Origin of the sequence: Streptomyces sp. NPDC048434, from assembly GCF_043200375.1 — a bacterium.
GTDB lineage: Bacteria > Actinomycetota > Actinomycetes > Streptomycetales > Streptomycetaceae > Streptomyces.
The window spans coordinates 277,936-298,580 of the sequence record NZ_JBICXQ010000003.1 but is presented as its reverse complement, the minus strand read 5'-3'; the positions used below and the strand labels follow the sequence as shown (position 1 = coordinate 298,580).

24 protein-coding genes and 1 pseudogene are annotated in these 20,645 nt (G+C 67.2%); 11 read left to right on the top strand and 14 right to left on the bottom strand.

Going from position 1 to position 20,645, the window contains the following annotated elements; genetic code table 11:
* The first annotated feature begins 76 nt into the window (after nt 1-76).
* From ACGFWI_RS05490 to ACGFWI_RS05480, 3 genes are all read left to right on the top strand, one after another.
* Complete coding sequence (locus tag ACGFWI_RS05490; RefSeq protein WP_393904595.1) at nt 77-454, top strand: hypothetical protein; 378 nt, start codon at nt 77-79, stop codon at nt 452-454.
* Between the two features lie 13 nt (nt 455-467).
* Nucleotides 468-2,780 carry a N,N-dimethylformamidase beta subunit family domain-containing protein gene (locus ACGFWI_RS05485; RefSeq protein WP_393904594.1) on the top strand — a complete coding sequence of 771 codons (2,313 nt, stop codon included), beginning with the start codon at nt 468-470 and terminating at the stop codon, nt 2,778-2,780.
* 253 nt (nt 2,781-3,033) lie between these two features.
* Nucleotides 3,034-3,234: an SCO3870 family protein gene (locus tag ACGFWI_RS05480; RefSeq protein WP_393904593.1), complete on the top strand. Its 201-nt coding sequence runs from the start codon at nt 3,034-3,036 to the stop codon at nt 3,232-3,234.
* Nucleotides 3,235-3,381: 147 nt separating this feature from the next.
* Here ACGFWI_RS05480 and ACGFWI_RS05475 read toward each other — a convergent pair whose 3' ends face one another.
* The 3 genes from ACGFWI_RS05475 to ACGFWI_RS05465 are packed head-to-tail and all read right to left on the bottom strand — an operon-like array spanning nt 3,382 to nt 4,274.
* The gene (locus ACGFWI_RS05475) at nt 3,382-3,750 is read right to left on the bottom strand and encodes a hypothetical protein (RefSeq protein WP_393904592.1); all 369 of its coding nucleotides are present in this window, start codon (nt 3,748-3,750) and stop codon (nt 3,382-3,384) included.
* 19 nt (nt 3,751-3,769) lie between these two features.
* On the bottom strand, nt 3,770-3,904 hold the full coding sequence (locus ACGFWI_RS05470; RefSeq protein WP_393904591.1) for a hypothetical protein: 135 nt from the start codon (nt 3,902-3,904) through the stop codon (nt 3,770-3,772).
* Nucleotides 3,888-4,274, bottom strand: coding sequence for a winged helix-turn-helix transcriptional regulator (locus tag ACGFWI_RS05465; RefSeq protein WP_393904590.1), 387 nt, complete (start codon nt 4,272-4,274; stop codon nt 3,888-3,890). Before ACGFWI_RS05465 ends, ACGFWI_RS05470 begins: the two co-directional genes overlap by 17 nt.
* A 133-nt stretch (nt 4,275-4,407) precedes the next feature.
* On the opposite strand from ACGFWI_RS05465, the gene ACGFWI_RS05460 reads away from it, so the two are divergent.
* A complete protein-coding gene (locus tag ACGFWI_RS05460) occupies nt 4,408-5,295 on the top strand; it encodes an alpha/beta fold hydrolase (RefSeq protein ID WP_393904660.1) in 888 nt (295 codons plus the stop codon).
* Nucleotides 5,296-5,529: 234 nt separating this feature from the next.
* On the opposite strand, the gene ACGFWI_RS05455 is transcribed toward ACGFWI_RS05460, so the two are convergent.
* Nucleotides 5,530-6,474 carry an aminoglycoside phosphotransferase family protein gene (locus tag ACGFWI_RS05455; protein WP_393904589.1) on the bottom strand — a complete coding sequence of 315 codons (945 nt, stop codon included), beginning with the start codon at nt 6,472-6,474 and terminating at the stop codon, nt 5,530-5,532.
* A gap of 136 nt (nt 6,475-6,610) precedes the next feature.
* A complete protein-coding gene (locus ACGFWI_RS05450) occupies nt 6,611-7,495 on the bottom strand; it encodes an ArsR family transcriptional regulator (RefSeq protein ID WP_393904588.1) in 885 nt (294 codons plus the stop codon).
* A gap of 312 nt (nt 7,496-7,807) precedes the next feature.
* Here ACGFWI_RS05450 and ACGFWI_RS05445 point away from each other — a divergent pair, with 312 nt between their 5' ends.
* A complete protein-coding gene (locus ACGFWI_RS05445) occupies nt 7,808-9,064 on the top strand; it encodes an MFS transporter (protein WP_393904587.1) in 1,257 nt (418 codons plus the stop codon).
* Between the two features lie 10 nt (nt 9,065-9,074).
* Here the strand turns inward: ACGFWI_RS05445 and ACGFWI_RS05440 are convergent, their stop codons facing one another.
* Nucleotides 9,075-9,884, bottom strand: a complete 810-nt coding sequence (locus tag ACGFWI_RS05440; protein WP_393904586.1) for a methyltransferase domain-containing protein — start codon at nt 9,882-9,884, stop codon at nt 9,075-9,077.
* Nucleotides 9,885-10,492: 608 nt separating this feature from the next.
* Here ACGFWI_RS05440 and ACGFWI_RS05435 point away from each other — a divergent pair.
* The gene (locus tag ACGFWI_RS05435) at nt 10,493-11,092 is read left to right on the top strand and encodes a DUF4142 domain-containing protein (protein ID WP_393904585.1); all 600 of its coding nucleotides are present in this window, start codon (nt 10,493-10,495) and stop codon (nt 11,090-11,092) included.
* A 213-nt stretch (nt 11,093-11,305) separates the two neighbouring features.
* Here ACGFWI_RS05435 and ACGFWI_RS05430 read toward each other — a convergent pair whose 3' ends face one another.
* Together ACGFWI_RS05430 and ACGFWI_RS05425 are read right to left on the bottom strand one after the other, a co-directional pair.
* Nucleotides 11,306-11,839, bottom strand: coding sequence for a MarR family winged helix-turn-helix transcriptional regulator (locus ACGFWI_RS05430; RefSeq protein ID WP_393904659.1), 534 nt, complete (start codon nt 11,837-11,839; stop codon nt 11,306-11,308).
* A gap of 408 nt (nt 11,840-12,247) precedes the next feature.
* The gene (locus tag ACGFWI_RS05425) at nt 12,248-12,769 is read right to left on the bottom strand and encodes a MarR family winged helix-turn-helix transcriptional regulator (RefSeq protein ID WP_393904584.1); all 522 of its coding nucleotides are present in this window, start codon (nt 12,767-12,769) and stop codon (nt 12,248-12,250) included.
* Nucleotides 12,770-13,043: 274 nt separating this feature from the next.
* On the opposite strand from ACGFWI_RS05425, the gene ACGFWI_RS05420 reads away from it, so the two are divergent.
* Both ACGFWI_RS05420 and ACGFWI_RS05415 read left to right on the top strand, forming a co-directional pair.
* The gene (locus tag ACGFWI_RS05420) at nt 13,044-13,487 is read left to right on the top strand and encodes a RidA family protein (RefSeq protein ID WP_393904583.1); all 444 of its coding nucleotides are present in this window, start codon (nt 13,044-13,046) and stop codon (nt 13,485-13,487) included.
* A 106-nt stretch (nt 13,488-13,593) separates the two neighbouring features.
* Nucleotides 13,594-14,241 carry a class I SAM-dependent DNA methyltransferase gene (locus ACGFWI_RS05415; RefSeq protein ID WP_393904582.1) on the top strand — a complete coding sequence of 216 codons (648 nt, stop codon included), beginning with the start codon at nt 13,594-13,596 and terminating at the stop codon, nt 14,239-14,241.
* 121 nt (nt 14,242-14,362) lie between these two features.
* Here ACGFWI_RS05415 and ACGFWI_RS05410 read toward each other — a convergent pair.
* The 3 genes and pseudogenes from ACGFWI_RS05410 to ACGFWI_RS05400 form a co-directional block, all read right to left on the bottom strand.
* Nucleotides 14,363-14,690: pseudogene (locus ACGFWI_RS05410) on the bottom strand (IS630 family transposase); the annotation flags it as partial.
* Between the two features lie 71 nt (nt 14,691-14,761).
* Entirely contained in the window at nt 14,762-14,893 is a 132-nt protein-coding gene (locus ACGFWI_RS05405; RefSeq protein WP_393904664.1) for a hypothetical protein, read from the bottom strand.
* Between the two features lie 120 nt (nt 14,894-15,013).
* Nucleotides 15,014-15,613, bottom strand: a complete 600-nt coding sequence (locus ACGFWI_RS05400) for a TetR/AcrR family transcriptional regulator (RefSeq protein ID WP_393904658.1) — start codon at nt 15,611-15,613, stop codon at nt 15,014-15,016.
* Between the two features lie 165 nt (nt 15,614-15,778).
* Between ACGFWI_RS05400 and ACGFWI_RS05395 the strand changes: the two genes are divergently transcribed.
* Both ACGFWI_RS05395 and ACGFWI_RS05390 read left to right on the top strand, forming a co-directional pair.
* Nucleotides 15,779-16,738 (top strand): alpha/beta hydrolase family protein, encoded by a 960-nt coding sequence (locus ACGFWI_RS05395; protein ID WP_393904581.1) that lies wholly within the window; start codon nt 15,779-15,781, stop codon nt 16,736-16,738.
* A gap of 266 nt (nt 16,739-17,004) precedes the next feature.
* Nucleotides 17,005-17,412: a RidA family protein gene (locus tag ACGFWI_RS05390; RefSeq protein WP_393904580.1), complete on the top strand. Its 408-nt coding sequence runs from the start codon at nt 17,005-17,007 to the stop codon at nt 17,410-17,412.
* Nucleotides 17,413-17,582: 170 nt separating this feature from the next.
* Here ACGFWI_RS05390 and ACGFWI_RS05385 read toward each other — a convergent pair whose 3' ends face one another.
* The 3 genes from ACGFWI_RS05385 to ACGFWI_RS05375 all read right to left on the bottom strand — a co-directional run bounded on the left by ACGFWI_RS05385 (nt 17,583) and on the right by ACGFWI_RS05375 (nt 19,833).
* The gene (locus ACGFWI_RS05385) at nt 17,583-18,968 is read right to left on the bottom strand and encodes an erythromycin esterase family protein (protein ID WP_393904579.1); all 1,386 of its coding nucleotides are present in this window, start codon (nt 18,966-18,968) and stop codon (nt 17,583-17,585) included.
* A gap of 294 nt (nt 18,969-19,262) precedes the next feature.
* Entirely contained in the window at nt 19,263-19,436 is a 174-nt protein-coding gene (locus ACGFWI_RS05380) for a CsbD family protein (protein WP_393904578.1), read from the bottom strand.
* 91 nt (nt 19,437-19,527) lie between these two features.
* The gene (locus ACGFWI_RS05375) at nt 19,528-19,833 is read right to left on the bottom strand and encodes a hypothetical protein (RefSeq protein WP_393904577.1); all 306 of its coding nucleotides are present in this window, start codon (nt 19,831-19,833) and stop codon (nt 19,528-19,530) included.
* A gap of 224 nt (nt 19,834-20,057) precedes the next feature.
* Between ACGFWI_RS05375 and ACGFWI_RS05370 the strand changes: the two genes are divergently transcribed.
* Entirely contained in the window at nt 20,058-20,567 is a 510-nt protein-coding gene (locus ACGFWI_RS05370; protein ID WP_393904576.1) for a hypothetical protein, read from the top strand.
* Nucleotides 20,568-20,645: the final 78 nt, after the last annotated feature.

Here is a 20,645-nt window from a genome sequence, read left to right as displayed (position 1 = left end):
AGTCGCGGCCCGTCGCGAAGGGACGTTGTCGGCCTCCCGCACTCGATCGATCGCTCTTCACCTCTGGGAGGAATCGATGAGCGTTGTTCTCCCCTCGCTCGACGAGCAGAACGCACGCGAACATGCCGTTTACCGCCAAGTCGAGAATCACCTCTTCGAGACCGAGATCAAGCCGCGCGTCAGGCCGGAGATCGTCGAGGAGCATCGGCGCCGCCCGATCGGCAAGCACAGTGACGACCTTGAGCGGGTCCTCACCTATCTGCGCAGGCACCACTTCGAAATGACCGGCAAATACATCCTCGTCTGCACCAAACCGCACGAGGAGTGGCGCATCGCAGTGCTCCGCGACGACCTGCCGCCGCAACTCCTCGACGAGGCGTTCCCTGACCGATACGAGGCGGAGCATGCACTGTTCCTCAAGCGTCTGTGCGACGCCGGGCTGCTCACGGAGTGAGGGATGAGTTGCGATGAAGGTCGTCGGCTATAGCGAGCAACTGAGTATCCGCCCCGGCCAACGGGTGGACTTCCTCGTCAGCTGCGACGCCGAGCGGTACCACGCGGACATCGTCAAGCTGATCCACGGGGACACCCATCCCGACGGTCCGGGTTTCAAGATCGAGCCCGTGCACACCGAGGTCGACACCGACTTCCCCGGCCGGGTCCAACGCGTCCATGCCGGCTCGCACATACTCGTGGACCATCACCCGACGCTTCAGACGGACACGCCCTTCACGCTGCAGGTGTTCCTCGCCCCCACCACCCCGCACAAGGGGGTCCAAGGTCTGGTCACCAAGTGGCACGAAGGCAGGCAGTCCGGTTACGGCCTGTTCATCGGCGACGACGGCTGTCTGCAGCTCTGGCTCGGCGACGGCTCCGGCGAAGTACAGAAGGTCACCTCCGGCAAGCCGCTGCTCGCGGGCACCTGGTACCTGGCGTCCGGATCGGTGAACACCGACGGCGAGATCCAGCTCCGCCAGGAGCCGTTCGTGACCCCGGCCAACGGGCGGTTCACCATCGCGTCCTCGCTGGAGTCGACCACCGCGGTGGTCACCGGGCGGGCTCAGGTCACGCCGGCCTCGGACAACGACGTTCCGTTGGTGATGGCCGGATACGTGGAGGCGCTGACCGACGAACTCATCGGCGTCGTGGTCGCAGGCCACTACAACGGCAAACTGGACCGTCCGCGCATGCACCGCGAAGCCCTCTCCCCGCAACAGATCGTCTCGCAGGTCGACGCGCCCCGCGGAGCGGCACTGGCGGCGGCGTGGAACTTCCAGGAGGAGATCACCGACTCCGGTATCCGGGGCACCCGCACCATCACCGACGTCTCCCCGAACCGACTGCACGGCCGCACGGTCAACGTGCCCACCAGAGCGGTCACCGGCTACAACTGGCAGGCGCGTGAGCAGAACTTCATCCACGCGCCGGAGCAGTACGGCGCCATCCACTTCCACGACGACGATCTCGACGACGCGAGGTGGCGCGTCAGCTTCACACTGACCGTCCCGGAAGACCTCCCGTCCGGCCTGTACGCGGCTCGGTTGCGCGCCGACGGCGACACCGACCACGTACCGTTCTATGTGCGTCCCCGCGAAGGCCAGGAGAAGAAGATCTGCTTTCTGGCGCCGACGGCGAGCTATATGGCCTACGCCAACGACCACGTCGCCCTCTCGACCCCGCTCGCCCAGATGCTCATCGCACGAGCGCCCGTCCTTCAACAGCAGAACATCGTGCTCAGTGAGCGCCGCGAGTTCGGACGCTCGACGTATGACGCCCACAGCGACGGCTCCGGGGTGGCCTACTCGACCCGTCTGCGCCCTGTCCTCAACATGCGCCCGGGGTACCGGCATTGGCTCTCCCCGTCGCTGTGGCAGTTCAACGCGGACCTGCACCTCATCGACTGGCTGATCGAGAAGGGGTACGACTTCGATGTCATGACCGATGAGGACCTGCACCACGAAGGTGTGAGCGCGCTCAAGCCCTACCGTGTGGTCCTCACCGGGTCCCATCCCGAGTACTACTCGGAGCAGATGCTCGACGCCCTGAACGGCTACCTCGACACCGGTGGCCGCATGATGTATCTCGGCGCCAACGGGTTCTACTGGGTCACCAACTACGACCCTGAGAACAAGAACATCATTGAGGTCCGCAAGGGACACGGCTCGAACGCGTGGCGCTGCAAACCCGGTGAGTTCCACCTCTCGTTCACCGGGGAGTACGGCACCTTGTGGCGGCATCGAGGACGAGCCCCGCAGCGCCTCGTCGGTGTCGGATTCGTGGCACAAGGCTTCGACGTCTCGTCCTACTACCGGCAGACCCCGGACAGCCTCAACGGTGCCTCCTGGATGTTCGAGGGTATCGAGGAGAACGGGAAACTCGGCGACTTCGGGCTCGTCGGCGACGGCGCTTCAGGCCTGGAACTCGACATCTACAGCGCCGAACTCGGCACGCCCCCCGAGACGGTGATCGCGGCCGCTTCGCAGGACCACACCGACATCTATCTCGAAGTACTGGAGGAGCTGTACTTCAACGCCCCGGGCACGGGCGGAACCGAAGACCCGCGCGTACGTGCCGACATGGTCTACTTCCCCACCCCCAACGGCGGCGGCGTATGGTCGGCCGGCTCGATCGCCTACTGCGGTGCGCTGTCGCACCACCACTACGACAACAATGTGTCGCAACTGGTGGGGAACGTCCTGAACCGCTTCCTGTCCGACGAACCCGCACCACTCGGAGCCGGCTCGGAGAAGCAGTCGACACAAGCCACCCGGACTTCCTGACGCCTCGGCAAACCGAGGCGGCACGCTCACCGGTGGGAGGTCGGGACAACCGTGTCGGGGCCGGCTTGGATCACGGGGGCTCGGCCTCCCCGCCACCATCACCGTGCTTGCCCCTCGTGGAGGTGCGCCAGGGCAAGCACGTGTGAACCAGGACCAGGGTGTGACGCTATTCGGGCCGGATGGGGGCCAGTTGACGGCTGGGACACGTAGGGTCGTCGGTGACCAGGTTGTTTCACTGCTTGGAGGAAATGGAATGAAAAAGGTCCCATTCGGCGCCCTGACCATGGCGCTCGCGGGGCTCGCGACGGCGCTTGGGTTCCTCGCGATCCAGTTGCGCACACAAGGCTACGAGCCGTACGTCAGGGACGTGACCTTTACGGCCACCATGATGTACTTCACCGCGATCATGACTGTGGTGACGTGGTTCCGTGCTCGCGGGACACACTCAAGCTGAGTTCTTCGGGCACGGTGACGGGCGCCAGGGCTGAGGTCCTGGCGCCCATCACCGTTCGGGGACACGGCCGTTCGGGGGTCGTGGTCAGGAAGCAAGTGCCTGGCATCAGCCGGCGCTGTGGTTTGCCGCTGCCGTTGGTCCCGGCGACTACAGGCCGATGCCCTGGGTGGTCAGCGGCCCGTACTCGTCGACCAGCTCGCGCCACATCAGGTAGTCCCCGTCTCTCTCCTCGTGGCAGGCGGGGTTGAAGCTGAGCATGTACCAGGTTCCGGCGCTGGTGCGCGTCCACACCTCTCCCTCACCGTCGACCACCTCCGCCGGCGCCGGAACGGGCTCGATGTGGTCCGTCGGAGCCCAGGTGGTCCGGCCGGGGTACTGCCTGCGGCGGGCCTCGGTCGCGGCGAGCTGCGCGGCGAGGCCGTGGTCCTTCTCCGGCCCGGCCGTGACCTCCGGCCGGCCAAATGCCTCGGTGACGGTGGGCAGCTCGGCATGCGGCTGCATGCCCTTCTCCGTCATCTCGTGATCACCTCAGCGGTCACCGGAGCCTCCGCTCCACCGTGCACAAGAGGTTCTCCGCCGAGCGCAAGAGGTTCTCCGCGGCGCGCAGCGCCTCCTTGCCGAGTGCCAGGACATGGCCCTCCTCCCGGTCGACGTCACCGCTGCGCGTCATAGCGGTGACGGGCGGTCTCGATCTCCTTGAGGTATCGACGGGTCCAGGCGCACATGCCGTTGACCGTGTCGCGCAGCGCCAGCCCCGCTTCGGTGAGGCGGTAGTCGACGCGAGGCGGCACGGTGGGATACACCGTCCGGTCCACCACACCGTCACGTTCGAGCCCACGCAGGGTCTGGGTGAGCATTTTGTGACTGATGCCGTCCACCGCGGTCCGCAACTCGGTGAAACGCAGTGTCCGGTCTTCCAGGACATTGATGATCAGAAGCGCCCACTTGTTGGCCACCCCGGCGAAGATCTCGCGGGCCAGGGAATCGGCGCGCGTCACATCGGCGTCCTCGGACATGCGGCTCATCTGCTCGGTCACCATGAGGTTCCCCTCTCACCGGAAAGTGCGTTCTTCCACGTCAGAGCTTACTCACCTACGGTTCCTGAGTAACTGAAAGTGACCGGGTTCGCAGCCACGGACGTTGCGGAGCGCACTGCAAGAGATGGGTCAGGCAATGATTTTTGACCACCGTGGAGAACCCGTCCGCACGGGCCGCGTCGCCGTCAACGGGACGAGACTGCATTACCGAACGGCCGGATACGGTCCGGCGGTGGTGTTGCTGCACGGTGTGCCCAAGACCGGCTATCACTGGCGGCACCTCGTCCCGAGGCTCACGGCACAGCACACGGTCGTCGTGCCGGACCTTCGTGGACTCGGCGATTCCGCCCATCCCGCAGGAGGGTTCGACTCCGCGACGATGAGCGACGACATCGCTGCGCTGATGGCCCACCTCGGGTACGAGTCCTACAGCGTGATGGGTGAGGACTGGGGAGCGGCGGTCGGTTATCAGCTCGCCGCCCGACACCGTGATCACGTCGACGCATTGGTGTTCGCCGAGGCGTTGTTGCCCGGGTTCGGCTTCGAGGAGCACAGTTTCCTCACCCGCGAGAATGTCTCGGGTGGAATGTTCCTGTGGCATCTGGGTTTCTATTTCCAGCCGGACGTACCCGAGATGCTGATCGCCGGGCATGAACGCGAGTTGATCACCTTCATGCTGAAGGACGAGCGCAACTACCCCGACACCGCCACGGCCGACGCCGTCGACGAATACGTGCGTTGCTACTCCCTGCCCGGCGGCATCCGCGCGATGCTGTCGATCTACCGCGCGATGCTCGACGACGCCGAACAGAATCGGCAAGCCGCGCAGACCATGTTGGACATCCCGGTACTGGCGCTCGGCGGCGCGGCATTCATCGGCGACCGCAATGAGACCCAGATGCGACTCCTCGCTCATGACGTCACCGGTCACGTCTTCCATGCCGGACACGACCTCGCCGAGGAGGTACCGGACGAGGTGGCCGATGTGGTGCTGCCGTTCCTGGCCGACCTGATTCAGGTGTAGTTGCCGTGCCTCCTCCAAGCTCGTCACATCTCCAAAGTCCTGGACGAGTACCAGCCCTATCTGCGGCTTCCCCAGTGGCTCGAAGCCATCCGCCTGTCGTTGACGGACAGTGGCGGCTTCGCAGTTGTTGAGTCAGAGCCACGACTCGCGAAGAGAGCCACTGTTGCCCGGTCCTGGAACGGGCCGGGCAAGCCTGGTTGAGCCGACCGACCCGGCGACCCGAGGCCGGAACAGTCAGGAGCCGAGAAGCGCGTGGGCGATGGCTGTCTGCTCGGGCTGGAGGGTGACCGCGCCGTCCTCGATGTCCCAGAGGCAGTTCTGCAGGACGCGGCCGAGTGTCCATCCGGCGGCCCGCTCGCGGTCCAGACAGACGACTTCTGTCATGAGGTGGAAGCGATGGCGTACGGCCCGGGACACGTCCGCGGTGCCGATCACGTCGTCCCACCGGTTTCGCAATGCAGGCAGCAGTTCGAAGCCGGGGTCGCCGGCCAGGGGTTTGGGGTCGATGGCGAGCCAGGGTGCCCGTCCCGAGACCTGCGCGGACGGAAGAGGGGCGAGAACGTTGTCGTAGTGCAGATCCCAGTGCAGAAGCCGGGCACCGGGCTCGTCCAGTAGTTCCCGCACCGCGGCCGCGCACGTAGCCAGCAGTCGGCGCTCGGAGGAGTCCGCCAGAGAGCGGCAGTACGTGGGAACCCGGTCGAGCATGGCCTGGGCGATATCGGCCAATAGCCGCAGGCCGGCGGGGGCCGGAACGGCGACCAGGTGCGCCAGCAGCCCGGAAAGGTGCTCGAGAGCCGCCGTGCCGTCGGGCACCGTCGCAAGGGTCCGGGTCGCATCGAGACGTTCCAGAAGCATGGCCCCGGAGTCCGGGGCGCAGTTCAGTAGTTCGACCGCGTGGCGGGTGCCCCAGACGCGCAGGGCGAGCGGCTCGCCGTGCGTTTCCTCATCGACGGGCTGGAGCTTGAGTACCGCGGGCGAGCCGTCCGCCTGGAGAACCGGCAGTACGAGTGCGACGGCTCCGTGCGCGGGCGGGCCATCCAGTCGCAGACTCCAGCGGGCCAAGAACTCCTCGGCCAGAGTCGGCAGGGCAGCGGTCCATACTCGCCAGGCATCGCCGTTCTGGGAGGCGGTCAGGGCCGCCGGCACTTGGACCTGGGACTGCGGTCGGCTGAAGTCCACGACGCTCCCGAATTGCAATGGTGTGGGGATGCCGGCGTGCCTGACCGTCCTCGTCATCAAGACCCTCGGGCCGCCGTCGTGCGAGCGTACGGCGTCCTCCGCACCGCCCGCTCTGCACTTCACAAGGTCGCGGGCCTCACCCTGCCCCGAGTGGGCCGTCTGCTCCACCAGGCGCCTCTGCGCCACCGTGCGTGGGTGACGCCTCTCGACGGCAATCATTGGGCGCCGCTGTGTCGTGAGCCGGAGTGGTCCCGTCAACTTTGGGGAGGCGGGCCTTGGGCAACTGTCCGGAACCCGCCGCTTCGTGAGGTCCGGCGAGAAGATCGCCTGCTTCGGTGCGCCGGTAGACCACGCGACGGCCGACTCGTGTCCCACTGATCAGGTCCGCGTCGCGTAGTACGGCCAGGTGGCCGCCGATGGTGCCGAGCGACTGATGGAGTTGTGCGGCGAGTTCGCTGCTGGTTGCGGGGTGTTGGAGTTCGAGGAGGATGGCCGCGCGGCCGGTGCCGATCAGCCGCGCCAGGGCGTGAACCGGCCTGCCGGGCAAGGGCGTTGCGGCAGATCCGCGGGCCGGGTAGACCTGTGCGTACCGGCCTTCCGGCGTCGCGCACAGCCAGGTACCGCTCGACACGCTCACGGGGACGAACAACATTCCTTCGTCGCCGATGATGCGGTCCGGACCGGGCCGGCCGCTGAAGCGGATCGCGTCGGCGCCGACCCAGGCACTTCGGCGGCTCATGCGCTCCAGGGCACGGGGCCAGCCGTGGGCGGCCAGCAATCCCGCCCGGTAGGTGACATCGCGTTCGAGCAGTGCCCGGCGACGTGTCCAGTCCGGGGAGACATGGGATTTCCACACGGCATGGAGCAGGTCTGCTGTCCTGGCTGCCCACCCTCGCCCGGACAGCCAGCTCAGGTCGTGACGCTTCCAGCTGTGCGCTACTGATTTCTCCAGCCCCGCGCGGATGTCCGCGTCGGGTACCCGGGCGACGTCCTTGAGCTCGCTGGTGAGAGTGGTGCGCATACCGCCCGACGGGGGATCGCTACGAACTCGGGCAGCCACTTGGTCGAGCCGAACAAGTTGACCATGCCTTTGGCGAAGGGGTCCGCATCGAGGGTGGCCATGAACGCGTCCCGGTGGCGGGTGTGCCAGGTGGCCAGCCACGGGTCGGAGCACGGCTTGCCCAACACGATCATCGTGCCCAGTGTCTCGGCCAGTGGAGACAGCGCGAACCGGGACCGCGACAGGGCCGTCGTGCTCAAGCGCAACATCGTCATCTTTCGCCTCCTGCCGAAACGATAGTGTCCGCCTCGACGCGCCAGGAGAGTCTTGCCGGTGCACTCCTCTCTCCTGAAACAGGCAGACTTCCGCTGGTTCTTCACCGGGCAACTGGTGTCCCTGCTCGGCAGCTCCATGGCACCGGTCGCGTTGGCCTTCGCTGTCCTGGATGCCTCGGGCAATTCGGGCGATCTCGGCATCGTTCTCGCTTCCCGCATGGCGCCCCTGCTGGTCTTTCTTCTGGTGGGCGGAGCCGCTTCCGACCGGTTCCCGCGCCGGACGGTCCTGACGGCCGCCAATCTGGGCTGTGCCCTCGCCCAGGGCGGCACCTCTGGGCTCCTGCTGACCGGCCACTACTCGCTGCCCCTCGTGGCCGCGCTGGAAGCCCTGGGCGGCGTCCTCGCCGCGTTCACCACACCGGCATTGCGCGGTGTCGTGCCCCAGCTCGTCGACAGGACGCAGCTCCGGCAGGCGAACGCGCTACTGGGGTCGGTACGCAATGCCACGAAGGTTCTCGGGCCGAGCCTGTCGGGCCTCCTCGTCGTGGCTGCCGGCAGCGGCCCGGCCCTCGCCTTCGATGCGTTGACCTACCTTCTGGCGGCGGGATGCCTCACTCGGCTGGCCGTCACCGCCACGGCAGCCAGACCCCGGCCCACTGCCCTGCTGACCGGCATCCGCGAGGGCTGGACCGAGTTCCGCCGTATCCCCTGGGTCTGGAGGGGCGCCGTGTCCTTCTGCGTGATCAACCTGGTGCAGACCGGCACTTGGCAGATCCTGGGGCCCGCGCTCACCCGGCAGAGCAGCGGCGAGGCGACCTGGGGACTGGTGCTCAGCGCCCGCGCCATCGGCCTGCTGGTGATGAGTGTGCTGATGTACCGGCTGACGGTGACGCACCTGCTCCGTCTGGGGCAGCTGGCGAGCACGCTCGGCGCCCTGCCCCTGCTCGTGCTGGGCGCGCACCTCAACGCCCCCTGGCTGATCGCCGGAGCCTTCCTTGCCGGGCTGGGCTCCTCCCTCACCGGCATCGGCTGGGACACCTCACTGCAGGAGCACGTTCCCACGCACGTGCTGTCACGCGTCTCGTCCTGCAACGATCTGCTGTCCTACCTGACGATCCCGGTCGGCCAGCTCTGCGTCAGTCCCCTTACCCAGACGTTCGGCGGCTTCCGGGTGACCACCACCGCCGGAATCATCTACGCCGTCGCGGCCGTCCTGCCCCTGGCATCCACCGCCGTCCGTCGCCTCCCGCACACCCAGGCCGAAGCGCCTGACGTGACGGTTTCCGGCAAGACTCCCGAAGCAGCCGGGGGATGACGGACCGGTCCTACGGGCTGTCTTCCAAGGGCCGGCGGCCCCAGGCCGAGATCATCGGTGAGGTGGCCAGATCGAGGCGCCCTGCCGCGATGTTGGCGAGGTGCTGCTCGATCTCCTCGTCCGTGGCGAGACCCGCGGCGGTGAGCTTGCCGCGCACCTGGTGGACTGTGGCCGCTTCGAGGGCGTCGCACGCGGGCGAGGCGATCGGGAAGTAGGCGTCGGCCTCGACATCGACGAGGCCGACCTCGCGCAGCAGCCGCGGCAGCTTGCGTCCGTAAGCGAGGTCGGCACCGCGCTGCTGCAACAGTTGACGGAAACCGGTGCGCAGCCGGTTGGCCAGCTCCTGCTCGGGGCCGTACTCGTCGGGGCAGATCAGCGGCTGCAGCGCGGGATCGGCGTCCTCGATCAGCAGCCAACCGCCGGGGCGCAGAGCCTGGACCATGGTGCGCAGCGCGGCATCGCGGTCGGCGACGTGGACGAGGACGAGGCGGGCGTGGATCAAGTCGAAGGGGCCGGCCGGGGGTTCGTCGACGGCGACGTCGTGGCGGAGCACTTCGACTCCCGCGGCGGCGGCCGTCTCGGCCCAGGACACGTCGATGTCGGTGGCGAGCACACGCCCGCGAGACCCGGTACGCGCGGCGAGCCACGCGGAGACGGTCGGTCCCCCGGCCCCGACCTCCCAGCACCGCCATCCCTCGTCGATCCCGACCGTCTCGAAGTGCCGAAACGTCGAGGCGTCGAAGAGGGCAGCCAGCGCATCGAAGCGTGTACCCGCCTCGACCTGCCGGTTGTCCAGAAGGTACCCCTCATCCTGACCCATGCGGCGATCATGCCATGGCGGCAGGGCAGCGGTCGTCCGCCCCGGCTGCCGCTCGGAACTCGGTTGCGGAGCCGCGCCGTAGTCGGTTTGCGGTCCGGCCGGTCCGTTCCGGAATGGTGTGGGGGGGGCGATGTTCCGGTGCCGCCGCAGCCAGGCGCGGAGGGCCTTGGAACGGTAGCCCTTGCCACCCCGGACGTGGTCAAGCAGCAACCGAGGCCGTTCCAGGCCGAGTTGGGGACTCGTAGCGCTCCCATCACGGCGGTGAACAGCGCCGAGCCTGACGGCTAACCGCTGCCCGCGCTCGTCCAGCGCCATGAGTGTCATCGAGGGTGGATTCGCCATCTTTCGCAGCATGCGGAGGGCAGGGCGATGCGGCGGCGGGATCGTATCCGATAGTTCTCGAGCGCTACCCGCTTTTGAGCATCATCGCTGAATCGATTCGTTTGCCTCATGCAAAGATTAGCGTGATTCATGCCCCAGCAGTCCGCTGCGCCACAGCGCTCGCAGGCGACTTGTCGCGCACTCCAGGAGGCATGATGAAGTCTCACGCTCGGAATCCCAGGCAGTCATCCAGCCGTGGTCGGGTGCTCACCATAACGGTCGCTCTCGTGGCCGTTATCGCCACCGTATCCGTGTGGCTCGCCCAGCGAAACAGCTCCGCCAACGAGTCGGTGTCCGCCGAGCTCCCGGCAGCAGGAACCGGCTCAGCAGCCCGTCAGGCGGGTAACACAGGTGCCGTCACCGCGCTGGACAAGACCTTCCTCACCAAGGTCCGGCAGGCCGGGCTGTGGGAGATGCCGGCCGGCCGACTCGCCCAGACACACGCATCGAGCGAAGCCATCAAACGCGCCGGCATGCATCTGCTCGATGGCCACAGCAAGCTCGACGAGCTGGCCCGGGAGGACTCCGAGGCGCTGAACGTGCCCATCCCCGACCAGGCCACCGCCGAACAACAGGGCTGGGTGGACCAGCTGAAGAACGCCCGTGGCCGGGCGTTCGACCAGCTCTTCGTGGACCTGCTGCGCGCTTCCCACGGCAAGATCTTCATCACCATCGGCGAGGTCCGCGCCACAACCAAGAACTCACTGATCCGGCGACTGGCCACACAAACCAACAACACCGTCCAGGACCACATGGACGTACTGGAGGACACCGGACTCGTCACAGACGCCACCCTCGACGACGTCGCCTCCACCATCCCCAAATGAACAAGTGCCGTGCCACGAGGGTTGCATCTACCCATGGCGCAGTGGCACCTCGTGGAGCAGTCAGGCAGGGCCGACAGCACCTCACATTCGCGTACTCCAGCGGGAGCTGGGAGCCGAAGTGTCCTTCCGCGTACGCGCCGGCCCGTGCAGTCTCTCATCCCAGGCCCGCGCGCGCGGCCGCGACGGGCGATCAGAGCCTGCCGCGGGTCCGGGTCATGAGCCGCCGGCACCACGCTGCGCCGAGACGTCGGCCCACCCCAGGGGATGCAGCTCCGCGTCATCCGCGGGCGGCTCGCCACCTGCCTCATTGAGAGCGGTCAACGCCTTGATGAGAGCGGTCCGTTGACGTGGGGCGAGCCGCTCGACGATCGCACTGATCTCGGCACGGCGTCGGCCGGTGACGTCCTCCACGGTGCGACGCCCCTCGTCCGTGAGCCGAAGTAGGGTATCGCGGCGGTTGTCGGGGTTGGTCTGCCGGTCTGCCAGGCCCGCCGTGATGAGCCGGTCCACCATGCGCATTGCGGTCGAAGGCGCGACCCGGAGCAGTTCGGCGAGGGCGACCAACTTGGTAGCACCGCGCGTGGAGAGAACCATCAGCATCCGGAACTGCGGCAGCGTCACCCGCTCCTCTACCTCTGCAAGCGAACGCGCCGACACCGCAACCAACAACCTCGACGCCGTGAGCACCGCACGGGTCACCGCGTCCACATCATCCACGTCCCTCGCAGGGACTTCGCGCTCGGCCACGGCGCCGCCATCATGGCCCGCTACGCTCCCCGGCACCCACGGCTCGCCCGCCGCCTGTGCGCCTTCATGGGTTTCGACGTGGACGGCAGCGAAGCCGCTTTCCGCGCCGCCGGGCAGGCCATCCCGTTCGTACGTCTGGAGGCAACTCCCGGTCAGCGCCTCGTGTGATCCTTCGACATCATTGTTCACAGACGCGGGAACTACGGGGGCACTCCGCATCGGCCAACTCACGACATTAGCGGTTACGGAGAATCAAGGCCGTGGCTGTGGGGTGAGGCGAGGTCACCGCACGCGTCCATCGAGAGTGAGAACGCTTGGCCCTTCCGACTTTTCATGATCACCCGCCGGATGAAGGTTGCGGAGTGCCCTGCTCCCCGGTTCAGGGGGTGGGCGGGTCGGCTCTCCGCTTCAGAGCGGGGGCGGGTCGGTCCAGCCCAGCGGATACGGTTCGTGCACGGCGGGCGGAGCGCCCGGCTCACCCGCGGCCTCGGTGAATGCGGTGAGCGCCTCGACCAGCGCGCTCCCCTGCGCAGGATCCATCCGCGAAACGATCGCCGAGATCTCTTTCCGGCGCCGGGCCATCACCTCTTCGACGATGCGCCGACCGTCCTTGGTGAGTCGGATCATGGTCTCGCGGCGGTTTTCGGGGTTGGCGCGCCGATCCGCCAAGTCCGCGGCGGCCAGCCGGTCGATCATGCGCATCGCAGTGGACGGGTTGACGCCCAGCAGCTCGGCAACCGTGGAGAGATTGACGGAGCCGTGCACGGACAGCACGACCAGCAGTCGGAACTGAGGCAGAGTCACCTTGTCCTCGGCCGCGGCCAGCGAGCGAGCGGAGACGCCGACGAGCACCCGCGAGGCGGTCAGCACGGCCCGGGTCACCGCATCGACATCGCCACTGTTCCGTGACCCTTGCGCGCGCTCGATCATGCTCTTTTGTACCTCGGTCAGGCGCGAACCGGACAACGTTTGCGTCATGCAAAGTGGGCAAGGAGAGGAAATTTTGAGAACTGATGCGCGCTCCTCTGCCGCGTACTGGCGCCCGGCCGACGGACATCGGCCGCCCGGCTGACGGATCGGCCGCGGCCTCGACATACACAGGTCGAGACGAGTGGCCACGGAGCATGGTGGAGGGCAGCCCGGACCGACCCGGCGGCCCTGGTCCGACTTTTTCGTAAGTGCTGTGCCCTGGGAGCATGGTGCGATGGAACATATGCGGCAGACGGTCAGCTCTGGGTCACCACTTGAACCACACATTGGCTTCTCGCGGGCAGTCCGCAAAGGGGCGCACGTTGCGGTTGCCGGCACTGCTCCCATCGGGGACGACGGAACGACCGTGGGGCAAGGCGACGTCTATGCCCAGACCATCAGGTGTCTGGATATTGCGGAGGGCGCGCTGACTGCAGCGGGGGCATCACTGGAAGACGTCGTGCGGACCCGCGTCATGCTCACTGACGTGACTCGATGGCGGGAAGCCGCACAAGCCCACGGAGAGCGGTTCGCGACGGTCCGCCCAGCATGCACCTTTGTTGAGGTCTCGCGTTTCATCGATCCGGACTGGCTCGTCGAGGTAGAGCTCGACGCCATCCTCGACCAGGAGCCGTCCGGTCGATCATGTGACTGCGCCGGGTGCGGATCGTCGGTCTAGGCATGGGGCGGGATCAGCGTGGTGCCTTGTCGAACGCTGAGTGGGGAACGGTCCTCCGTCAAACGTTCTTGAAGCGCATGCGTCCTCCACCCACTACGGTCTCCGGGTGACCGAACTTCAGACCTTGCGTGCCACCCGTGAGTCCTACGACGCCATCGCACCCACCTACGCGCAGCTGTTCCACGACTCCCTGCGCGACCGCCCCCTGGAGCGCGCCCTCCTCGGCGCCTTCGCGGAGCTGGTGCGGGCGAACGATGAAGGCCAGGTCGCAGACCTCGGCTGTGGGCCGGGGTACATCACAGCTCACTTGCACGGGTTGGGCCTCAATGCCTTCGGTGTCGACGCCTCCCCCGTGATGGTCGAGCTCGCTCGCGAGGCGAACCCCGGCCTTCGCTTCGAGGTCGGCTCGATGGCCGCGCTGGACATCGAGGACGGCGCACTGGGCGGGGTGCTCTCGCGGTGGTCCGTCATCCATACCCCGCCGCAGGACGTGCCCGCCGTCTTGGCCGAGATCGCCCGGATCCTGGCTCCCGGCGGGCACCTGTTGATCGACTTCCCCGCCACCGACGGCCCCCACCACGAGACTCAGGCCTACGACCATGCGGTGGTAACGGCCTACCGCTGGTCCCCCGACCGCCTCGCCGCGCTCCTGCGCGACCACGGATTGGCTGAGGCAGCCCGCACGGTGATCGAGCCGAAGCCCACCGACCAGCGGCAGTTCCAAGAGGTCCAACTCCTCGCCTGCAAGGCGTAGACCTCGATCACGTGACGGCATCGGCTCGGATCGTTGGGCTGGGGGATCGGGCGGGATCGGCTGGGCGAGGAGGAACAGCCTCGCGAGTCACATGATCGCCCGGACAGCTGCTATTGCTGCATCAGACAACGTTCGCCCTGTTGACTACCTCGCATAGTGGTCCGTCGCCGGCAAGCTTGTTCCGCCAGACGAGGTGGCGGCGGATCATGCTGCCCTGTCGCCCCTTGTGGCCGGCTTGGTCGTTGCCGTCGAGTGCGAAGGACGCAGAGCGGTGAGCTGGGCCTCGATGCGGTTCAGCCAGGAACTGTTGGCCGGCGTATAGGCGAACTCGACGTTGTTCGCCGCGGCCCAGTCGCCGACTCGGGTGGCTTCCTGGCGGTTGGGGGCGGGAAGAAGCTGTCGAGCACGATCGCGATGCGGGCCTTCGGTGGGGCGAGGCTGCGCAAGTAGCCGCGGATATCAGGGAGTTCGTGCGGTTCCTCGTCGTGGGCTTGTGGAAGTCGTCCTCCCGCGGCCCCGACTACGTCCGGTCCGCGCTGGTGAGCGTCACCTCGGCGATCCTCGCGACGAGCCTGCCCTGCCCGGACAGCGGAAGCACCTGGGCTCGCCGCCAGGGCACCACCGTTCCGCTGCCCCGGGGGACGATTCGCACAAGGCGCCGCCCCCTCGTCGTCATCGATCTGGCGGCGCATGCTCGTTCTGCCACCCAGACGGCCTGGCGACACAACGGTGCCCGAACTGCCCCTCGCCGCAGACGGGTTCACCGTAGGCATCAGGAAGACTGCGGTCGTCGCTGTAGTCCCTCAAGGAGCAGTTCGACCAAGCGGCGGGGGTCGTAGCGAGGGTCGCTGTCACGTCCGATGCAGAGGTTGCCGATGCCGCGCATCAGTTCGTAGGCGTGTGTACCGGGCCTGATTTCGCCAGCGTTGACCGCGGCGTCGAGCAACTGCGCGCAGACGGGCACCAAGCGGTCGAGGAAGTAGGTGTGCAGCGCGTCGAAGCCGCTGGTGTCCGACTGCAGCGCGTTGGCGAGTCCATGCTTCGTGACCAGGAAATCAACGAAGAGGTCGACCCACTGACGGAGTGCTGCGAGCGGAGAGTCGGCACTACCCAGCAGGCTCGGGCCGGCCTCGGCGCATGCCTCGACCTGGTGGCGGTAGACGGCGACGACGAGATCCGCCCGAGTCGGGAAGTGGCGGTAGATCGTCCCCATCCCGACGCCCGCTCTGGCCGCGATCTCACGGATGGGCGCATCGATACCGGAGGTGACGAACACCGCAGCGGCGGCGGCAAGCAGCGTCTGCTGGTTGCGCTGCGCGTCGGCCCGCTTGCTTCGGGCCGGCACCTCCCCGGAGGGGCTTGTAGCGGGCACCACGCTCTCCTTTCGACGGCCGTTGACAAAGCGGAACACTGCTCCGTATGTTAAACGGAACAACGCTCCGGTTCAGCTTAGCTGAAGCCGGACGCTCCTGACCGCCTCACCCGCTGCCGACCGAATGGGACCGGTAGCAGAGGCCATTGAAGGGAAATACGCGTCATGAGTGCATCGACTGATCCAGCCGGCAGCTTCAGCTCGCCCACTCCAGTCCTCTCGGTCAGTCCGGTGGTGCTGTTAGTTCCTGGCCGAGCCGTGGACCTGGAGGTGCGGGTCTCCGCGCCCGTGACCGGGAGCGATCTGCCGGTCATCCTCCTCTCGCACGGTCAGGGCTACTCGAACCACCTCTCCTCGTTGAACGGCTATGCACCCCTCGCCAACTTCTGGGCGGCGCACGGCTTCGTCGTGATCCAGCCCACCCATCTGAGCTCCAGGACGCTGAGCCTGGATCCCGATACCCCCGGGGCGCCTCTGTACTGGCGATCACGGGCCGAGGACATGAAGTGCATCCTCGACCAGCTCGATGTGATCGAGGCCGCCGTCCCGCAGCTCCTCGGGCGCCTGGACCGAAGCAAGGTCGCCGTAGCCGGGCACTCGATGGGCGGGCACACCGCGAGTCTGCTGCTGGGCGCCCGGCTCACCGATCCGCACGACGGAACGGAAGTGAACCTGGCCGAGCCCCGAATCAAGGCGGGTGTACTGCTAGCCGCGCCCGGCAGAGGCGGCGATGCCCTCAGCGAGTCCGCAGCCGAGAATTTCGCTTTCCTCTTGACCACGGACTTCGCCGAGATGACGACACCCGCGCTCGTGGTCGCCGGTGACAAGGATGTCTCTGCCCACCTGACGGTTCGGGGCCCGGACTGGCACACCGATCCGTACCTCCTCTCGCCGGGCCCCAAGTCCCTGCTCACGCTGTTTGACGCGGAGCACGGGCTCGGCGGGGTCTCTGGGTACGACGTCGCCGAGACCACGGACGAGAACCCCGAGCGAGTGTCTGCGATCCAGCGGCTCACCTGGGCCTACCTCCGTACAGAGCTCTATCCCGGGGATTCCGCTTGGCAGGCGACGTGTGACGCGCTGACGGCCGGCCCCAACCCGCTCGCACGAGTCGAATCCAAATAGGCCGAAGAGGCACCGTCTCTGCAGTGGACCAACAGCACGAGACGGCTGCTCTCGACGATGAGAGAGTCGCCACGCCGGGAGCATCTTGCGACTGATGCTCCCGGCTTCGTTCCGTAACTCGCGGACATTCAGGGTGCGTTCACCCGGAACACCGATGGCCGGGAGCGCCCACCCACCTATGGGCGACGTCCGAGAAGCTTCCAAAGTGAGTGTCTTGGTTCGGTGGAAGCGAACCAAGGGGCTCTCATGACGAGAAGGCGGGCGGCATGGCCATCACCATGGTAAATCCCAGCGGATTGCCGGAGATCGATGCCTACCGGCAGGTGTCGATCGCGACTGGGTCGAAGCTGGTCTTCATCGCCAGCCAGGTCGCCTGGGATGCCGATGGGGTCACGGTCGGCGAAGGTGACCTCGCCGCTCAGGTCGAGCAGTGCTACCTGAACATCGGCACCGCCCTGGCCGAGGTGGGTGGTTCCTTCGACGACGTGGCCAAGTTAACCGTCTACGTCGTCGACTGGACTCCCGACAAGATGCCCCTGTTCCTGGAGGGGGTCGCTCGGGCGGCCATGAAGCTGGGGGGCACCCCGGTACCGCCGGGCACGCTGCTGGGCGTTGCAGCACTGGACGTACCTGCCCATCTGGTTGAGGTCGAAGCGACCGCGATCATCGACTGAGCAGCTGTTCTTCGCCCTGCGATTGTTCTTGACCTGCGACCTCCGACCTCGGGCCTCGGGCCTCGGGCCTCGGGCCTCGAACGGTGTCTGGAGCCGGTCGCTCACCTGGGCAATCGCCGGACGCTGAGGCGGCTTTCGTCATGGTCATGTGCTCCGGCAAGGTGGGCCGCTCACCTGTGTTGGGTCCCGAGCCGCGCCGATCCCTTGTCGTTCAGCAGCCGGGCCGCCTCGATGTGGTGCAGGTGGATCAAGATGTCGTAGCTGCGGCCGAGCGCGACGTCGTGCGGGCCGTCCGGGTACTCGGTGCCGATGCTGCGTGTCGGCCGGGCCGCGGCCAGCCACGCGCGGGCCGGGGAGCCGACCGTACGCAGGTCCACCGCGTAGTCCCGGTACCGCACCCGGTCCAAGGTCCGCTCATTGCTGCCGCGGCCCGCCGGGCCGAGCGTCCGCCGACGGATGGCGCCGTCGGGGCCAGTGGCGTTGAACGAGCCCTGGTCGAAGCTCAGGCCCACGCTCACATAGGCCGGCCCGAGGCTCTCCCGTAGGAACGCGCCCTGCATCCGGGGGTAGTGGGCGGGGTCTTGTGTCTGATAGGCGACGTGGGCGTCATGTGCCGACAGCAGCACCTTGGTGCCCGTGCGCTGCTGCCACCGGACCACGTTGGCCGCCATTGCCCTGTCGCGGTAGCGCATGCCCGCAGCGAGCTGAGCAGGATCGTCGAAGTCGAAGGCGTACTGCCGGGCGGTCTGGTCGATGGCCGTCGCGTTCTGCACGGCCCGCTCGAACGCCGCCCGGTCCGCGCCCGGCGACTGCCGCGTCAGCAACCGAAGCGCTCGGCCGGTCCGGTCCGCCATCTCCTTGCGCTCGGCGTACGGCATGTCCAGATAGTGATCCATGTACTTCCCCGTCGCCACGGTGGGGCGCAGCCCTCGGTAGAGCCCGTCGAAGCGGGCGTTCAGCCCCGGGTGGGTGCGAGCCACATAGTCGGTGACCGCGTCGTACACCTCGGGTCCGGTCCAGCCGATGTCGTCGCCCATGAAGCGGACCGGGTCGTGCGGATGTCGGACGTTGTATGCGCGCATCCACTCGATGAGCCGCAGATAGTCGGTGTTGTTCCACCACAGGTAGTCGCGCTGGAACTCGTCGCTCATGATGCGGCGGGGGTCGCCCTTGCCGTGCAACACATAGTCGTCGAGGCGTAGTCCGGTGCTCCAGCTGGCCTCCAGCGCGAAGGTGCGGAAGCCCTTCTCCGCCACGAGGTGGCGGAAGATACGGCGTTTCAGGGCGAAGAAGTCGTGCGAGCTGTGGGTGGCCTCGCCGATGCCGACGGCCCGGGCATCGCCGATCATGCGGTCGAGAGGACGCAGATCGCTGGTGTCGCCCTGCGGTTCGACCGTCCGTAAGGGATGGGCGCCCCGCTCGAGAGCCTCGACGGCCAGGGCGGTGGAAGTGTCCGAGGCGGCGGGCCCTGGGACGGCGGCCGCGTTCGGCGGCGCGCCTGCCGTCGCCGTGCCGAGGAGCAGAGCCAGGACGAGAGCAGTGGGGTACTGGTTCATGGCACCAGGCTTTCGCTCCGCGCGGGCCGGGAACATCCGGCAGGCTTCCGTCGCGGGCTAGGGAAAACCGTGGGGCGGGCACGGGGGATTTCCCCATGGAGCCCAGTCAGTCACCACCGCGAAGGCGATCCCCAGTAGCGAAGTGCCGCCGCTTCCGTAGGACGGCTCCGCGCGTCTGCGGGGTCGGCCATTCGGTGGGGGAAAAAGGGGCGGTGGCCCGCAGGGAAAGCTGCGGGCCACCGCCTGAGTCTCTGATGGCAGGGCCACCTCTGTCCGGGGGACTGTGTGGCGTCGTCACCGGTGAAGCGCCTCGTTGGCCTTCGACGCGGCCTGGCGCAGATCGCTGGTCGCTCGCTCGGCGCGGCCTTCGGCGGTCATCCGCTCGTTGCCCACGGCACGGCCCAGGGTTTCCTTGGCGGCACCCTTGGCCTGCTTGGTCTTGGCCGTCATCTTGTCGGTGGCGGTCATGGTCGCACTCCTTCTTGCGTTGGTGTGTTTCCCTGACGCAAGATCGCCTGCCCTTGCCGAAACGGCCCAAACACCCGCACTACGGAGTCGGTTATCTGCGCCAGGGCAGTTCTTCGAGCGCGGTGACGTCGCCGGCCGCGAGAAAGCCGAACAGCCGCAAGGCCTCCTCGCGCCCGCTCACACGCATCTCGCCGGGGACCACCGAGTCGTCCTCAGTGTTCTCCCAGACCACCAAGCCATCGGCGAATACGCTGAGGCACCACCCGCTCTCATGGGACAACGACACGTCGGGATGCTCGTCATCGGCCTCTGCGAGACCCTCCAGGACTTGCGCCATCGTCGCCGTATCGGGTTCGTCGACCGTCCCGCCCATGACGTCGCGCATGAAGTAACTCATACGGCCAATTACCTCATGCGCTGATGGTCCATGGGACGGTCCCTCGGCAGTTCCCGAGGGGCTTCGTGGCTGGGGCGCGCCCGAAGCATTCCGACCCATGTGGGCGGGTGGTGATCCCTCGGATACGGCCACGTGACAGCCGCTCGGCTGGCAAGATGCCATCCATGCCGAACGTTTCATCGATTACATACGTAGGTGTCGGAGCGGTCCTTCAGGAGATCGGCATGGTGCCGCCCGAGAAGGTGCGGAGCGTCCTTGAGGAATGTGCCAACTATGCGCACGACGTACTGAACTCCTACGAGGTCGCCCGCGCCCTCGAAGAGTTCGGCGTGGCGGTCTCGGTTCACGCCGACGACATCGACTTCCTGGAGCAGGACTACGCAAGCCTCCTTGACCACGCGGCCACGCTCACCGACGGCGCGGTCACCCTCACCAACGTCAGGCTGCGCGAGGGCGAAGAAATAGGCGGATCTCGCGACGACATCCTGGAGTTCGAACGAAACGGCCGGCTCGTCTCCATCTCGGCCGAACACTTCGGGGATGGCTATGACTACTTCGACCAAGGGGCAGCCTGCGAAGCCATCGCCGCACTCTCCCCCGACAACGACCCACGCGAATTCCGCGACGTCGACTTCGAACGCAAGACGAACCACGGCTACGACAGCATCATGGTCCTCGCCACGCCCGAGCAGGCGAAGGCACTGACAGAGCGCCTTGGCCTGACAATCCGGTAGGGCGTGTCCGGTGGCCCACCATGGCCCCACCGGACAATGCCTTTATCCACGGGGACCGCCCCGCATTCCGCCCCTGCC

Excerpts from the sequence above, each read along its gene's own strand:
- ACGFWI_RS05490 (WP_393904595.1), top strand. The coding sequence starts at position 77 with ATGAGCGTTGTTCTCCCCTCGCTCGACGAGCAGAACGCACGCGAACAT.
- ACGFWI_RS05485 (WP_393904594.1), top strand. The coding sequence starts at position 468 with ATGAAGGTCGTCGGCTATAGCGAGCAACTGAGTATCCGCCCCGGCCAA.
- ACGFWI_RS05480 (WP_393904593.1), top strand. The coding sequence starts at position 3,034 with ATGAAAAAGGTCCCATTCGGCGCCCTGACCATGGCGCTCGCGGGGCTC.
- ACGFWI_RS05475 (WP_393904592.1), bottom strand. The coding sequence starts at position 3,750 with ATGACGGAGAAGGGCATGCAGCCGCATGCCGAGCTGCCCACCGTCACC.
- ACGFWI_RS05470 (WP_393904591.1), bottom strand. The coding sequence starts at position 3,904 with ATGACGCGCAGCGGTGACGTCGACCGGGAGGAGGGCCATGTCCTGGCA.
- ACGFWI_RS05465 (WP_393904590.1), bottom strand. The coding sequence starts at position 4,274 with ATGGTGACCGAGCAGATGAGCCGCATGTCCGAGGACGCCGATGTGACG.
- ACGFWI_RS05460 (WP_393904660.1), top strand. The coding sequence starts at position 4,408 with ATGATTTTTGACCACCGTGGAGAACCCGTCCGCACGGGCCGCGTCGCC.
- ACGFWI_RS05450 (WP_393904588.1), bottom strand. The coding sequence starts at position 7,495 with ATGCGCACCACTCTCACCAGCGAGCTCAAGGACGTCGCCCGGGTACCC.
- ACGFWI_RS05440 (WP_393904586.1), bottom strand. The coding sequence starts at position 9,884 with ATGGGTCAGGATGAGGGGTACCTTCTGGACAACCGGCAGGTCGAGGCG.
- ACGFWI_RS05425 (WP_393904584.1), bottom strand. The coding sequence starts at position 12,769 with ATGATCGAGCGCGCGCAAGGGTCACGGAACAGTGGCGATGTCGATGCG.
- ACGFWI_RS05420 (WP_393904583.1), top strand. The coding sequence starts at position 13,044 with ATGGAACATATGCGGCAGACGGTCAGCTCTGGGTCACCACTTGAACCA.
- ACGFWI_RS05395 (WP_393904581.1), top strand. The coding sequence starts at position 15,779 with ATGAGTGCATCGACTGATCCAGCCGGCAGCTTCAGCTCGCCCACTCCA.
- ACGFWI_RS05390 (WP_393904580.1), top strand. The coding sequence starts at position 17,005 with ATGGCCATCACCATGGTAAATCCCAGCGGATTGCCGGAGATCGATGCC.
- ACGFWI_RS05385 (WP_393904579.1), bottom strand. The coding sequence starts at position 18,968 with ATGAACCAGTACCCCACTGCTCTCGTCCTGGCTCTGCTCCTCGGCACG.
- ACGFWI_RS05380 (WP_393904578.1), bottom strand. The coding sequence starts at position 19,436 with ATGACCGCCACCGACAAGATGACGGCCAAGACCAAGCAGGCCAAGGGT.
- ACGFWI_RS05375 (WP_393904577.1), bottom strand. The coding sequence starts at position 19,833 with ATGAGTTACTTCATGCGCGACGTCATGGGCGGGACGGTCGACGAACCC.
- ACGFWI_RS05370 (WP_393904576.1), top strand. The coding sequence starts at position 20,058 with ATGGTGCCGCCCGAGAAGGTGCGGAGCGTCCTTGAGGAATGTGCCAAC.